Source organism: Vibrio sp. B181a (assembly GCF_030248375.1).
GTDB lineage: Bacteria > Pseudomonadota > Gammaproteobacteria > Enterobacterales > Vibrionaceae > Vibrio > Vibrio campbellii.
The window spans coordinates 80,604-95,728 of record NZ_JAHGAD010000009.1 but is presented as its reverse complement, the minus strand read 5'-3'; the positions used below and the strand labels follow the sequence as shown (position 1 = coordinate 95,728).

At 45.1% G+C, this 15,125-nt stretch carries 14 protein-coding genes; 8 read left to right on the top strand and 6 right to left on the bottom strand.

Annotated features, from left to right (window positions below):
* Positions 1 to 698 precede the first annotated feature (698 nt).
* The 8 genes from KIO97_RS04275 to KIO97_RS04240 all read left to right on the top strand — a co-directional run bounded on the left by KIO97_RS04275 (position 699) and on the right by KIO97_RS04240 (position 7,490).
* A complete protein-coding gene (locus tag KIO97_RS04275) occupies positions 699 to 1,616 on the top strand; it encodes a DUF368 domain-containing protein (RefSeq protein WP_285381152.1) in 918 nt (305 codons plus the stop codon).
* Positions 1,617 to 1,800: 184 nt separating this feature from the next.
* Entirely contained in the window at positions 1,801 to 2,226 is a 426-nt protein-coding gene (locus KIO97_RS04270) for a hypothetical protein (RefSeq protein WP_045454079.1), read from the top strand.
* Positions 2,227 to 2,235: 9 nt separating this feature from the next.
* A complete protein-coding gene (locus KIO97_RS04265) occupies positions 2,236 to 2,850 on the top strand; it encodes an SCO family protein (RefSeq protein WP_134977329.1) in 615 nt (204 codons plus the stop codon).
* Entirely contained in the window at positions 2,840 to 3,307 is a 468-nt protein-coding gene (locus KIO97_RS04260) for a copper chaperone PCu(A)C (protein WP_285381150.1), read from the top strand. The genes KIO97_RS04265 and KIO97_RS04260 overlap by 11 nt, the downstream gene beginning before the upstream one ends.
* Before the next feature lie 190 nt (positions 3,308 to 3,497).
* Positions 3,498 to 3,800 (top strand): PTS glucose/sucrose transporter subunit IIB, encoded by a 303-nt coding sequence (locus KIO97_RS04255; protein WP_285381148.1) that lies wholly within the window; start codon positions 3,498 to 3,500, stop codon positions 3,798 to 3,800.
* Between the two features lie 255 nt (positions 3,801 to 4,055).
* Positions 4,056 to 5,132 (top strand): ribosome small subunit-dependent GTPase A, encoded by a 1,077-nt coding sequence (gene rsgA / locus KIO97_RS04250; protein WP_285381146.1) that lies wholly within the window; start codon positions 4,056 to 4,058, stop codon positions 5,130 to 5,132.
* 364 nt (positions 5,133 to 5,496) lie between these two features.
* Positions 5,497 to 6,714 (top strand): serine/threonine transporter SstT, encoded by a 1,218-nt coding sequence (gene sstT / locus KIO97_RS04245; protein ID WP_103414797.1) that lies wholly within the window; start codon positions 5,497 to 5,499, stop codon positions 6,712 to 6,714.
* 281 nt (positions 6,715 to 6,995) lie between these two features.
* Positions 6,996 to 7,490: a hypothetical protein gene (locus KIO97_RS04240; protein ID WP_045416125.1), complete on the top strand. Its 495-nt coding sequence runs from the start codon at positions 6,996 to 6,998 to the stop codon at positions 7,488 to 7,490.
* A gap of 84 nt (positions 7,491 to 7,574) precedes the next feature.
* On the opposite strand, the gene pdxY is transcribed toward KIO97_RS04240, so the two are convergent.
* From pdxY to KIO97_RS04210, 6 genes are all read right to left on the bottom strand, one after another.
* A complete protein-coding gene (gene pdxY, locus KIO97_RS04235) occupies positions 7,575 to 8,444 on the bottom strand; it encodes a pyridoxal kinase PdxY (protein ID WP_285381143.1) in 870 nt (289 codons plus the stop codon).
* A 107-nt stretch (positions 8,445 to 8,551) separates the two neighbouring features.
* The gene (locus KIO97_RS04230) at positions 8,552 to 8,743 is read right to left on the bottom strand and encodes an AbrB/MazE/SpoVT family DNA-binding domain-containing protein (protein ID WP_285381141.1); all 192 of its coding nucleotides are present in this window, start codon (positions 8,741 to 8,743) and stop codon (positions 8,552 to 8,554) included.
* Positions 8,744 to 8,868: 125 nt separating this feature from the next.
* On the bottom strand, positions 8,869 to 10,179 hold the full coding sequence (gene potE / locus KIO97_RS04225; protein WP_005437812.1) for a putrescine-ornithine antiporter: 1,311 nt from the start codon (positions 10,177 to 10,179) through the stop codon (positions 8,869 to 8,871).
* Between the two features lie 65 nt (positions 10,180 to 10,244).
* Positions 10,245 to 12,425, bottom strand: a complete 2,181-nt coding sequence (speF, locus tag KIO97_RS04220) for an ornithine decarboxylase SpeF (protein WP_162092525.1) — start codon at positions 12,423 to 12,425, stop codon at positions 10,245 to 10,247.
* Between the two features lie 445 nt (positions 12,426 to 12,870).
* Positions 12,871 to 13,317, bottom strand: coding sequence for a helix-turn-helix transcriptional regulator (locus KIO97_RS04215; RefSeq protein ID WP_009706527.1), 447 nt, complete (start codon positions 13,315 to 13,317; stop codon positions 12,871 to 12,873).
* A gap of 473 nt (positions 13,318 to 13,790) precedes the next feature.
* On the bottom strand, positions 13,791 to 14,996 hold the full coding sequence (locus tag KIO97_RS04210; protein WP_038890455.1) for a tetratricopeptide repeat protein: 1,206 nt from the start codon (positions 14,994 to 14,996) through the stop codon (positions 13,791 to 13,793).
* Positions 14,997 to 15,125: the final 129 nt, after the last annotated feature.

Below are 15,125 nucleotides of genomic sequence, written 5' to 3'. Positions count from 1 at the left end.
CGACAACAAAGTATACGAGCCAAGGCAACTCGCCCTTCGGGAGCGTGTCATTGACCCGATTGCTGCGTCAAACAACTTGGAAAGAGCTAGCTATTGCACGGCGTTGTTTTCCTTGCCCTCGAATCAATGACAACGCTCTGAATCCTGCATCTTGAAGTCACTTGGGTATATTACAAACAAAAAAATAGCCAACCGCAATTAGGGCGATTGGCTTATGTATTTTGTGAACAATGTGTATTCACTAACAACGTCAGTTGGCTAGGTGACCCTCGGCTTAAGAAGGGTCGAAAAGAATTATGCATTAATCATGCCAGTTTGAAAAGCACTATTTTTGGGCACAAGATCTCATATCAAATCTTGTTACACCCTCCACTTTTGCATTATGCAAAACCAAAATGCAAAGCGCAATTGCAAGACGCAAACTGGTCACATAAGTGATAAATAAATCATCAATTAGCAAAATTCACCAAAATTATCGTTTGTCCTAGGCAATTTATACCATTTGTCGATTTTTATATTTCAACGCCTTTGTCGTCCAATCTCGCTTATCTGCCTGTTTTGGTTTGTTGAAACCCGCAACTTCACCCGAGATGTTCTGATAAGCAATCATTTCGATATCTTCAGCAGCACTATTTCATACTTTTTTGACATCAATGTTTGTATACTCACTGCCATCAACATGACTTAGTACTTGAGAAATGAACTATCTAATCACCTACTTTAAAGGAATGGCTATGGGTGCAGCTGATGTTGTCCCTGGCGTATCAGGCGGCACCATTGCATTCATTACCGGCATTTACGACACGCTGCTAGAAAGCATTCGACGTATTAACCCATCACTTTTCTCGATTTGGAAAAAAGATGGCTTCAAAGCCGCATTTAGCCACATTAACGGCTTCTTCCTGATTTCATTGTTTGCAGGCATCTTCACCAGCATCGCAACTCTGGCCAAACTGATCAGTTGGTTACTAGAGACCCATCCAATTCCGATTTGGTCATTCTTCTTTGGCCTGATTTTGGTGTCGGTTTACCACATCATTCGCCAAGTAGAAAAGCGCGATGCGATTCGCTTTGTCGCACTATTAATTGGTGTTGGCTTTGCTTACAGCATCACGGTGCTAAAACCACTTCATATGGAACCAACGGCGATCAACACCATTTTTGCTGGTGCCATCGCAATCTGTGCGATGATTCTACCGGGCATCTCAGGTAGCTTTATTCTGCTGTTGATTGGCATGTACGCACCTGTTTTAGGCGCAGTGAAAGGTTTCCAAATTGATATCCTTGCACTGTTCCTTGTTGGCTGTGTGGTCGGTCTGTTGTCTTTCTCTCATCTGTTATCTTGGTTACTCCGCAAGTTCCGCGATGTCACTCTGATGTTCCTTACAGGCTTGATGATCGGTACGCTACCAAAGATCTGGCCTTGGAAAGAGACGCTAACATGGCGTACAAACTCGAAAGGTGAACAAGTACCATTGCTAGAGCAAAACCTATCACCGTTTGAGTTTGAGCACATCACATCTCAGCCATCACAACTGGTGTTAGCTGTGATCATGATGCTAGCCGCTATCGCGCTGGTGCTTGGTTTAGAGAAGTTTGCAGATTCAAACAAGTAGAGCAAAATCACTGTTTAATCATTTAGGAAGCGGAGCCATTGGCTCCGCTTTTTTTGTTTACGCTTCACAAACGATAAGTTTCAAATAGATCGGGATAGTGCACAATTTGTTGAAGTTACGAGTTTTCCTACATCCCATCTGTGCTAGGATGCTGGCAATGTTAAGTGATAAATACTGAATCTTAATGAAAGTGTTACAAATCGCAGGGATAGCCGTTGCACTGGTTGCTGGCTTTTACGCGCCTACCCTGTTCAAAAACTTCTCTTCAGCGCCCGAGCCTAAGTCGCTCGATGAATACTGTTTCCTCTCTACTGAACCTTGCATCCAAAATGATGTTGCGATGACGCTTAGCGTCGATACTGCTCAACCTCTGATCCCAGCTCAGCTCGAAGTCGAATGGCAAGACAGCGAAGCGGATCAGCTCGTATTAAGTTTGGTTGGTCGAGAAATGGAAATGGGCGAGCCAAAATTCATGCTGAAGAAAGTGGCGCCGGGTAAATTTGTGGGCGACGTGACATTGCCCGTTTGTACACAAGATTCAATGACGTGGGTTGGTGAGCTTTCCGACGGTAAAGACACCATCTACCCAGCCCTCAAAATGCAAAGATAAGGAATAACTATGAGCCGTAATTGGTCTCTTTTTCTCGTGGTTGCTTTCGTCCTCGGCTTCGGTACTAAAACGTATCTAGACGGCCAAAAAGAGGTAGAGAAAAAACCGCAACAAGTCGCTACCGAACAAAGCGTGCTGTTTGGCGAAGGCGATAAACCTGTCGATATCTTCGACACCAGCGATAACCGAATTCGTATTGTTTACTTTGGCTTTACGCGTTGCCCAGACGTATGCCCAACCTCATTAGCCATGCTAGCAGGCGCTCTCAACCAAATCGACGATGCACAAAAAGCACAGTTGCGTCCGATGTTCATCTCACTTGATCCAGAACGCGACGAAGCAGATGCATCCGCTAAGTACGCCCATTACTTCCACCCAATGATTGAAGGTCTGTCAGCGCCACTTGATGTGACCACCCCACTTGCTCATAAGTACGGTGTCATTTTCCGTAAAACAGAGCTTGAAGGCTCGGAGCTCAAATACACACTCGACCACAGCTCTTACTTCTATTTCTTGAAGCCTGACGGCACACTCATCACCAAAGTGCCGCATACCTTAACGCCTGCGCCAATTGTCGAGGCAATAACCAAACTGACTGCAGAAGGAAAAACCAATGAAAGCTAAGCATGCAATCAAAACGTTGGCACTCTCCGCCCTACTTCTAAGCCCTTTGGCGCAAGCAAATCTCAACGTGATGCCACATGAGCCCTATGCACGAGCAATGGCGCCAGGTGCTGTCACTAGCGCTGTGTTTGTGACCTTTGCTAACCGAAGCCAAGAAGACATCAATATCGTTGCAGCGGAAACCCCAGCAGCAGGAAAAGTCGAGCTACACGATGTGATTAAAGAAGGCGATGTGATGCAGATGCGTCAAGTAGACCACATCACACTAGCGGCAAAAGAGACTACCGAGCTAAAACCGGGCAGCCTGCATATCATGCTATTCGACCTTAAAAAGCCGCTTAATGAAGGCGACGAAATCGAAGTGACAGTGACTTACGACAACGGCCAAAAGCAAAGCTTTACCGCACCGGTCAAAAAAGTCATGGCGGGAATGAAAAAGCACGAACATCACCATTAATTGTTGATCGGAAAATCAATTCAAAGCTCCTCCAACGTGAGGAGCTTTTTTATTCCTCTATCTTTTCCCTAAACAGCTATCAAAAACCATCTTACAGAGTAATCAATGCAAAGTTTTATGTCCTAAATCAGCGCGAAGCAGCCATCGCTGAGATATAAACAAGGCTTTGCTGCCAAACGAGTTTCTCGCCATGTTAAAAGCCCTTTCTCGCGTCTTCAAAATGCTGACACAAGTGAATCCAAATCTAGTACAAGACGTCGACACCATCATTGACGCTATCGGTGGCATGGATAACTTGGTGGAAACCGGTGCTTGCGCGACAAGATTACGCCTAACTCTAAAAGACACCTCTATCGTGAATCAAAAAGCATTGAAAGCACACGGGGCACATGGCGTGGTGATCATCGATGAGCGGCATATTCAAATCATCTACGGCGTAAAAGCCAACACCTATTCACAAGAGATGGAAGAACGTCGAATAAAACACATATAAAACGCAAAGGAGTTGTAAGAATCGAATTACTGCCGCTATACTCCGGCCGTTAACTCACCAACTAAGAGGAAATATGATGATTGTAATGAATAACACTAACTGGGCAGTGAAAGGGTAAACGTCCAACTTTTTTCTCGTGGCTAAGCCACAACTCCTCCCTTCTTTGCCCGGTTTTCACCGGGGTCAGCTCTATGCGAATTAGACCCTAATGCGATTTGTATTAAGGCGCTTTGTTGCGTCTGGGATAATTCAACAATGAATAAAACACATTCTTTTTGTGAAACACTACTAACTCAGCCTAACCCATTAAAGCGATTAGGTTGGAAACCATTTTTTCAACAACAACTGACGTTAGACGATTACGAGAACACGCTTTTCGCGCGAGTGATTGCTCACCATCGTAGTGGTTACGTTGTGGTTAGCGAGCAAGGCGAAACTCACTTACCTATCCAAACATCACTACCCAGCATGACCGTTGGCGATTGGGTAATATTAAACCACCAGCAGCAGTTCTCTCGTTTACTCGAGCGTCGCAGCTTATTTAGCCGTAAAGCCGCAGGTAGCAAGGTCGCTGAGCAGCTTATCGCCGCCAACATAGACACAGTATTTATCGTTTGTTCACTCAACCACGACTTTAACCTGAGCCGCATTGAACGTTACTTATCACTCGTTAATGAAGCCGACGTCGAACCTGTTATTGTGCTAACGAAAGCAGACTTATGCGAGGATGCTGACGCACTCAAGGCTCAAGTACAAAAACTCGATCCGCTGCTTATGGTGGAAAGCGTGAATGGTCTGGACGAATCGAGCGTTGCTACGTTGATGAGTTGGTGCGGCGAAGGTCAAACCGTCGCGTTCATCGGCTCTTCAGGAGTAGGAAAGTCCACCTTAGTGAACACTCTACTTGGCGAGCAAGAACAAGCGACCGGTGGTATTCGTGAAGATGACAGCAAAGGTCGACACACTACGACCTCTCGTTCAATCCATCTACTGCCCTCTGGTGCAATCCTCATGGATACACCAGGAATGCGTGAGATCCAGTTGGCAGATAGTGAAACAGGGGTCAGCGAAACCTTTGCTGATATTGAAGCGCTAGCAGAAGACTGCCGATTCAATGATTGCCAACATCAAACCGAACCTGGATGTGCAGTTCAAGCCGCGATTGAAGGTGGTTCATTGGATTCGCGCCGCTTTACTAACTATCAAAAGTTATTACGCGAGCAAGCTCATAATGGTGCAACACTTGCAAAACAGCGAGCGCAGAACAAACAGTTTGGCAAAATGGTACGTAGCGTGGTCGGCGAAAAGCGCAAACGACAACAAGGTTACTAGTTTGTTACCAATACGTAATCAATAGAACAAAGGAGGCTAACGCCTCCTTTTTTAATAACTTACTGAAAAATCATCATTCATACTTTGCCATACAAAGCAACACAAAAGACCAATAACGATAACATTGAGCAAACATTTAAACTAAGAACAAACTAAAACTAGACACAAAATATTACCAAGCTAAGATATGTGATATTCAGCAAGAAAATAGCTGAATTTATAAATACAGGATAATTGATAATCAGGACGTCTTAGCAACGCAATAACAAGATTCAGCCCCCTTAACACAAGGGAATATTACGCCGTGTGATGACTGAATTTGCGCTGTTGCTGAGGCAAAAAATTGCAGGAATGATGTATGCAAATGCAACACAACAGTCTCGTTGCCCGATACGCTCGCGGTAACCTCGTTCTCCAAATCCTTGTCGGTATCGTCTTTGGTATCTTGCTTGCAACGATCTCACCAAGCCACGCTGAAAGCGTTGGTATGCTGGGTAGTCTATTTGTAGGTGCGCTAAAAGCGATTGCTCCAATATTGGTATTCATCTTGGTTGCTGCGTCTATCGCGAACCAAAAGAAAAACCAACACACTTACATGCGTCCAATCGTAGTTCTTTACCTAGCGGGCACTTTCTTTGCAGCATTAACCGCAGTGTTACTAAGCTTCCTTTTCCCGACCAATCTAACGCTAGTAACAGGCGCTGAAGGTGCAACGCCACCACAAGGTATCGCAGAAGTTCTACAAACCTTGCTGTTCAAACTGGTTGATAACCCAGTAAACGCGTTAGTAGAAGCTAACTACATCGGTATTCTTGCTTGGGGTGTGGGTCTGGGTCTTGCACTTCACCACGCATCAGCAACCACAAAAGCGGTATTCGAAGATCTAAGCCACAGTGTTTCTCACATTGTTCGCTTCATCATTCGTCTTGCGCCTTTCGGTATCTTTGGTTTGGTTGCATCAACGTTTGCTACAACAGGCTTCGGCGCACTAGCAAGCTACGCTCACCTCCTAGCGGTACTACTAGGCTCAATGATGATCATCGCGCTAGTGGTTAACCCAGCGATCGTATACTTCAAAACGAAAGAAAACCCATACCCATTGGTGTTCCAATGTCTACGTGAAAGTGGCGTAACGGCATTCTTTACGCGTTCAAGTGCTGCGAACATTCCAGTGAACATGAACCTATGTAAGAAGCTAGACCTAGACGAAGATACGTACTCAGTGTCTATCCCACTAGGTGCGACCATTAACATGGCGGGTGCAGCAATCACTATCACTACCCTAACGCTAGCAGCGGTACACACTATGGGTATCGAAGTTGACCTAATGACGGCAGTACTACTAAGTGTTGTTGCAGCGGTATCAGCGTGCGGCGCATCTGGTGTTGCGGGTGGTTCTCTACTACTTATCCCACTTGCGTGTGGTCTGTTTGGTATCTCAAACGACGTAGCAATGCAGGTTGTAGCGGTTGGTTTCATCATCGGTGTGATTCAAGACTCGGCTGAAACGGCGCTAAACAGCTCAACAGACGTTATCTTCACTGCGGCTGTTTGCAAATCAGAACAGAAGAAAGCTCAGTAACGCTTAAGCATCTGTAAAATATACGCATCTTTGATGTAAGAAATAGAAAGGGGAGCCAACGTGGCTCCCCTTTTTTGTGTAAACGTCAATTAATACCGCCACACTAAACGAATTCTAAATGCAAGAGGAGCAATATGCTCCTCTCCTCATACTTTGATCATACTTCAACTTTGCGTCAGGATTTTCTGAAACACGCAATTTGCCCTTAAATTTTCGAAAATCGATGCGTAGAATCCCGCCCTATTATGCGTATGGTTGAGTTGTACATAGGGTAAAAACCAATGAGATTGTTGTCTGGATTCTCGTCAAAAGAGTGGCTTTTAACAGCCGTGGTGCTCGGTGGTTTAACCGCTTATGCCGTTTATCACTCCAAGCAACGTACTTCTGATGCTCGCACAGCCGCCATCCAAGTGATCTTCGCTGACATGCAGTATCACGTTTCTATTCTCAATCAGAATGCTAAAGCCTTTAAGCAAGACCACGGGGCCGATCAGTGCGTTTTAACCGCCGCTGGGTATCAAGAGTTTTACAATGGCTACCCAGAAACCCAAAGTGAGTGCGGTGGGCAGGTCAGCTTCTTCGATAACCTAACCATTACCGATGAGATGAGACAGACAGATTTAGTCTTCATCGAGAACAACCAATACTCCATGGTTGGGTATGGCAATGACGAATCACCAGAAGCGCTGATGGCAGGCAAATGCTACGCCTACTACCGAATGGATGGAAAAGGCATTGATGGACACAGCTTTAAGGTTGATACCTCTCGCTGTTAGGAGAGACTTAACTTCGTTTAGAACAAGTCACAAAAAATCAAAAAGGGAGCTCAATGCTCCCTTTTTACTGCTTACAGCTTGAAATTACGCTTGGCTGAGTGTCACTTCTTCCAATGGGAAGTGCGCGCTAGGCTCAACGAACTCTTGTTGTGCTGCGATGGTTTGCAGTTCCCATTCGCCCGCTTGGTAAGTCGCGTTAAGTACGCCATAGCAAGCATCGTGGCAGTGTTGGAACGCTTGTTTTGGCGTCCAACCTTTCAATAGACCAGCGGTGAAAATCGCCGAAATCAAATCGCCAGCGCCTACGGGTGCTTTAGTAAATTCAAAATGCGGACGCTTCGCTAGGTAAGTGCCTTCTGGTGTCGCAAGTAGCATATTGAAGCTGTCATCTGACAGGCAGTAAAGGTGCTTCACCAACACTACTTTAGGGCCTTTTGCTAGCGCACGCTGACAAGCGTTAATCGCGTCATCCAAGGTGTGAATTTCCATCTCTGCAAATTGGCTTAGCTCGAACTGGTTAGGCACGATCACATCCGCCATTGGCATTAGACGATTCAACAAGTTTTCTGCGATACCCGGCGCCACAATACAGCCTTTGTCTGGCGCGCCCATCACTGGGTCACACACATAAAGCGCTTCCGGATTCGCTTGTTTAACTTTAGTGACGGTATCTTCTACTGCCAGACATTGCTCAGCACTGCCTTGGTAACCAGTCAGAACCGCTTGGCACTTCTCTAGCGCGCCAATGTTGCCAAGACCACGAACTAATTCGCTGATGTCATCAGCCGAAAACGCACGACCCGTCCAGCCTTCTTGATACTGGGTGTGGTTAGAAAATTGAACCGTGTGAATAGGCCACACTTCGAAACCCATGCGTTGCATTGGGAAAACGGCACTGCTGTTACCAGCGTGACCAAAAGAAACATGAGATTGTATAGAGAGGATACCTTGCATAGTACCAGACCTCTTCTTGTTGTTATCAATAGTTCAAAGACAGCGGCAAGCGCCAGATTTGCGAAACCAGTAGTGTATCCGACAAACCAAGATTCTCTAACTCAATTCTAGCCTTCTTCGCTGGAATCGTTTGGAGAGCTGGTTTTCAGAACCATTTTCTTAATTTCCATTTTGTCTTTATTGAGCGCAATTTCGAGGGTGTCCCCTTCGTCCCCTTCCCTTATCCCGAGTTCATTCAGGATCACGCTTGGAATGACTACGACGGTATCGTCACCGATCTTAACAGGTTGGCTAATCATCTTTCGTCCCCCAATTGTCGAAAATGAGTTTTCACGTTGTGAGTGGTGTTGTTTCCTTAACTTACTGAATGGATAAAAAGCAAAAGAGCCTTCCACACCGCGTATGGGAAGGCTCGATTGAAAAACTAGTTCACGAGAGGTTCATGCTTAGAAGCAATCAGACCGTATGCACTCCAACCTAGGAAGGTAACGATTGAACCCCACATCATGGCTTCGTAGCCAGAGCCGTACAACGCATAGAAGCTGTATAGAGAACCGACTAGCGCAATGATATTCGTGGTTTTCATCTCGCGCTCAGGCACGTGCGCCACTTGCTGCATGATGAAGATTGCGCCCATACATAGGATGTAAGGAATAACGTTCGTCACTACGGCTAGGTTAACCAGCGCTTCAAATTGCTCGTTCAATGTTGGCGAGATGGTCATCAAAGACAACACCGATTGGATAACCGTGATGGCCACCATACCTTTGATTGGTGTGCCGCGTTTATCAACTTGTGAGAACAGTTTCGGGAAGAAACCTGCATCTGAAGATGATTTGAATACGGACGCGATAGTGAACTGCCAACCCAGTAGCGAACCTGCACAAGCAAGAACCGCCATGCCCGCAACTACTTTACCAGCCGTAGAACCTAGCATCACTGTCCATACTGTTGAGAATGGCGCTGTAGAGGCAGCAAGCTCAGAGTTCGCTACGATACCAGAACAGATGTTGGTTGAAACAATGTAAACCACTGCCGCAATCAGCGTACCGCCCAATACTGCGATTGGTACGTTCTTCTCTGGATTTTCTACTGCTTCTGAGTTTGCACAAGCAGACTCAAGACCTAGGAACGCCCACAGTGTCATCGCGATCGACGCACTAACCGCTTCACCAAATGGTAGGTGATGTGGGTTCCACGCTTCTACGTACATGGTTGGGCTAAAGTAGAACCAACCAACAATACCCAAAGAACACACTGGAAGGATAACACCCCAGACTGTAAACGAGCCGATTTGACCGGTGATCTTCGCACCACCAAAGTTAGCGAAGGTACAAATCCAAAGGATAGCGATGGTGTACAGACAGGTCTCGACTGGCGACAAAGTCACTTCGAAGAAAGCCGAGCCATAACCGACACAGGTAATCGCAATTGCGATGTTGGCAATCAACAATGACAAGCCATAGGTCCAACCCGCCATAAACGCACCCGATTTACCAAACGCGTACGACGCATAACCGTTCATACCACCGTCACGTTTACTAAAGCGACCACACTTTGCAAATACATAGGCAAGAGCCAATGAACCCGCCGCAGTAATCAGCCAAGATAGAATCGAAATCGTGCCCACTTGCGCCAACTTACTTGGGAGCATAATGATGCCCGAGCCAGCCATGTTAATGAACGTCAGAATGGTTAGCTGCACCACCGACATTTTTTTGGTTTCAGTACTCATAAATTATTTTCCACGAATAAACGGTTCGCACCGCGACAACCAAGTCACGATGCGAACGGGGTAGATTAATCTTTAAGGGCGTAGCAATGGGCGGTGGTGCGGCCATTGACGTCCTCTAGGTACACACCTTGAATCTCTGGTGCGAAGCCTGGGAATCGGTTGATGCCTTCTTCTAGAGATAAGAAGTAATCGACCACTTGTTGAGTCCAGATTTCGCCCGTGATCACACAGATAATGCCTGGAGGGTAAGGAAGCGCACCTTCTGCTGCGACACGACCTACCGCTTCTTTCAGAGGCAAGTAATCACACTCGCCGCGGAAGTATTTGCGTGTTGCCACATCTGGTTTGTGCACCATGGTTGGGAAGTATTCGCTACGGAACATCGCTTTTTGTAGCTGTTTCACGTTCAGCTCTTTGTACATGTCATGCATTTCCTGACATAGCTGACGGATGGTGTAGCCGCGGTAGCGCTCTTTGTTCGCTTCGTAAACACGAGGAAGCACGATGTTTAGCGGCGCATCATCACGGATGAATTTTTCGAAGCGGTTAATCTGCGCCACAAGATGACGGATCTTACCCATGTCCTCTGCTGGAGTTAGCAAGAACAAGATAGAGTTCAAGTCACACTTCTCAGGGATGATGCCGTTCTCACGTAGGAAGTTAGCCAATAACGTTGCAGGAATACCAAAGTCTGCGTAGCTACCATCTTCAGCAATACCGGCTGTAGTGAGCAGCAATTTACATGGGTCAACGAAGTACTGACCTTCACCGTAGCCTTCAAATTTATGCCAGTTTGCGTCTGGCTCGAACATGAAGAACTTCTTATTGGTTGCGATAAGATCGGTGTCGTAACTGCCCCATGGTTGACCATCCACTTGGTCAGGAATGAACGGACGAATCAGCTCACAACTTTTCAGGATTTCTTTACGTGCTTCGATACCAGTCTTAACCGCATCACGCCATAGGCGCAGACCCGCTTCACCATCGTGGATCTTCGCGTTCACATCCAATGCTGAGAACAGCGCGTAGAATGGTGAAGTGGACGCGTGCATCATAAACGCGTTGTTGAAGCGTTTATGGTTACAGTAACGAGCCTGACCTTTGATGTGATGGTCTTTTTTGTGGATTTGCGAGGTTTGAGAGAAGCCTGCTTGTTGCTTGTGAACAGACTGAGTCACGATCACACCCGCATCTTCTGGTTTCAGATCCAGTAACAGTGGAGAGCAGTCTTTCATCATAGGAATGAACTGCTCATAGCCTACCCATGCCGAGTCAAATAGGATGTAGTCACAGAGATGACCAATCTTATCCATCACGTAGCGTGCGTTGTAGATTGTGCCGTCGTAAGTACCTAATTGGATGATCGCAAGACGGAATGGACGTTCATCACGAGCACGCTCTGGTGACACTTTCGCGATTTGAGCACGGATGTATTCTTCATCAAAACAGTGCTCATCCATACCACCGATAAAGCCCCAAGGGTTACGTGCCGTTTCTAGGTAAACTGGCATACCGCCCGCTTGGATCAATGCTCCGTGGTGGTTTGATTTGTGGTTGTTACGGTCAAACATCACCAAGTCACCTTCGGTCACTAACGCGTTACAAACCACTTTATTTGAAGCCGAAGTACCGTTAAGTACGAAGTAAGTTTTGTCTGAGTTGAACACTTTTGCAGCGTGCGCTTGAGCTTGGTGAGCAGAACCTTCGTGGATCAGCAAGTCACCTAAATCAACGTCCGCGTTACACAAGTCACTACGGAATAGGTTTTCACCGAAGAAATCGTAGAACTGTTTACCTGCTGGGTGTTTTTTGAAGAACTGACCGCCTTGGTGTCCTGGACAGTCGAATGCAGAGTTGCCCATTTCCACGTAGTGAGTCAATTGTTTGAAGAAAGGTGGAAGTAAGCGACATTCGTATTTGGTGACAGCCTCATTGATTTGGCGACCGTAGTATTCAATTGACTGTCTTTCCAAATCGATAACGCCGGTTAACCATACGTAATCTTCTGCTGAAACTGGGTTTTCATCTGTTACTAAGAAAACCGGAATGCCATAACCCGTTTCAGAAATAATTTTGTGTAGACCAGCCTTAATATCTGCAGAAGTAATAATTGCAGCGCCAACGTCAGTTAATTCGACGTGCTCAAGTGGTTTTAAAGTTCGGTTAAATTGCTCATCCAAAGATTCAGATAATAAACTGAAGTCTTCTGGCATGTAATTACTAACACCGATAATTAAACGTTTCATTTGAAATATCTCTTATTTGTTCTGTAAAGACGACAAGCACAGATATTACAAGTGAAATTAATATTTAAAATTCAAAAAACAAATTTCGTGATTATTCGTTCATAATTAAAAATCTTATTTTCTCGAAATAAAATTTCGCGATCTTTATCACTTTCCTTTCGATAAGCCAATGATATTGAATTTTGGTTTAAATTGAATTCAGGTGAAGAATTATGTGACCTCACCAGTTATTATTAAAAAAGGAATCAAAAGAAAATAAAATTTTGCGATTTTCATCACTCTATATTTAACTAGATTGATTTATTAGCAATAAAAAACACAATAAATACGCTTATATTTAACAATTTATAAACCATAAACAAAAAGCCATCAACATTTCTGCTGATGGCTTTTCACGTTATTGTTTTTTCTTTGGTGCTTTCTTCGATAAACGTAGAGCTCAAGTCTAATCAAACAAATGGCTATCGAGTTTAACGCCGTTATTCGACCACAATTGATACCGTTTCACCGCGTTACCAGACGAATACATGGTGTGCTTGCAGTCCATACATTCGACAAAATACAGGCCACTCATGCCAGCCATCACATGTAGCCTTCGGCTGTCACAGCGCTTACACGACAAGCGTTGTACCTTACTGTTTACATCGACACGGCGAGCGAAGTTAAGCGTTTCATGGGAACACAAGGCATCCATCGCACTGTCTTTAAACGGGTGCTCACTGAGCAAGTGATTGATGGCGTAATCGTACACCGGGGGAATCGATGTTTTGCCGTTCTCTATATTGGTTATCTTAGCAACGGAAACACCTAACAAAGATGCAAATTCCACTTTGCTGTATTCCAAGATAAACCTTGAAGAGATGAACTTATCTGCACTAATGATTCTCAACATACACAAATCTCTAATGGACATAAAAAGAGCATGACGTTGCCCCTTTATGTTGAAAAGGATAATAACAGGTCGCTTCTTACTGTATTTATACGCAGAGTGTGCGCTATTTTTATTTTTGGGTATATTGCGCTTAATTTAGTTAAAGATCAACAGACACTAATTGAAACCAAAAATAGAAATTAAGATTTAATAATATAAAACTTAATACCAAATATTAGTTAAAGTAATGAGTGTCATTAGAAAAACACAATTTAAGCTAACAAATTATTTTCATAGCTATAGTACGAGCTAATTAAAAAAAACGGATTGGAGCTTAAATCATGTATTTGCAGCAAGGGGGGATTTCCCTCTATTTATCGATTTATATAAGAATAGGTTGGTGGTAGGTAAAATTCTGTTGAAGCTTTGCATAAAGATCACCCAACAACTATGCAAACGATAGAGTAAAGAAGAATTTGAGTGATAAAAAAGCCTCACGAATGAGGCTTGTTGAGATTCTGTGGCTGTAAAAAGTTTTGCGTAAAATCGAGCACTTCTTTGGAAGGTTGTTTTGGTGGAGGTGCAAACTCTTGTTGAACAGGCATCTCCGTTTCAAAGTTCAACTCTGGTGTGTCACCGAGGAGGCTTGCTTCATCATGATGTTCCTCACTGAGCAGCTCGTTTAGCTCCTCTTCACCAGGGAAGTACGGCTCACGCTTATAGACCTTGTTCAATGCACGAATGATGGAATGCTTCTTCACAACACCAGACGCTAACTTTCTTTGTAGCGGCTTAGCAATTGATTGTAAGCCAACCACCACATCCACACCGATATTGCTGGCAACTTCATCACGCACAACTCTCGCAGGCTCATAACCCATGTTCGCAGACAAGAACAACCAAACGTAAGCAATCGCGTTACCTGTTTTGCCTGTGTCTTTCCAAGCTTCACCTGCATGATACATGGCCTCTGCACTGCCACATTCTGCTGCTCGTTCTAACCAGTAGCAGCCTTTTACCATGCTCTTTTCAGTACCAATGCCATTGAGGTAACAAAGGCCAACTTGGATTTTGCCATCCGCACTGTCTTGTTCTGCGGCTTTCATAAACCAAAATAAGGCGTCTGCTCGCTGACCTGATGTATTTTCTGGTGACAACTGCCACTCACCCATATACAGCATGGCTGGAATGCAGCCTTCATCGGCAGCTTCTTCGATTAATTGATGACCTTTAGGAATGTTTTTCTCTGTACCACGCCCAAATACGAGCGCTTTACCAGTGGCAAACTTCGCCTCAACATCCCCTTCTAAGCCCGCAATCGCCGTGCGCCAAAAGTTGGCTTGCTCTCTTAAGATCACGTCTTCACGCATACGCTCTGCCAAACGAACGACACCGTACATGCCGGTAACGTTATCCAGTTTGGCGGCTTTGTCGTACCAATACAGAGCTTGCTTGATGTTTTCTCGTTCCGCTTCTTTTGCTAAATAGAGAATGGTCGGCACATGGCCCGTTTCCGCCTTAAACGCACGTTCTTTACGTTCTTGCTCTCGCGCTTTTTGCATCGCCTTTCGATACGCCGCCTCGCGCGCTTTCCTCTCAGCTTCGAGGCGTTGTTTACGCATCGACAGCGAGATCATCCAAACAAATATCAGGATGAGTGAAAGGCCAGTTGCTGCAATAGCAATGCCCATACTACTCATAAACCGCCTCTTTAGGTCAGAGCCCATCGTGGCTTCCCGCTTTGGGAAACCTTCAAAATTCTTAGTGATTGTGCGACTGCATTAACCACAGCACGCAACGCTCTATTATATAACGACCAATCGAGTAAA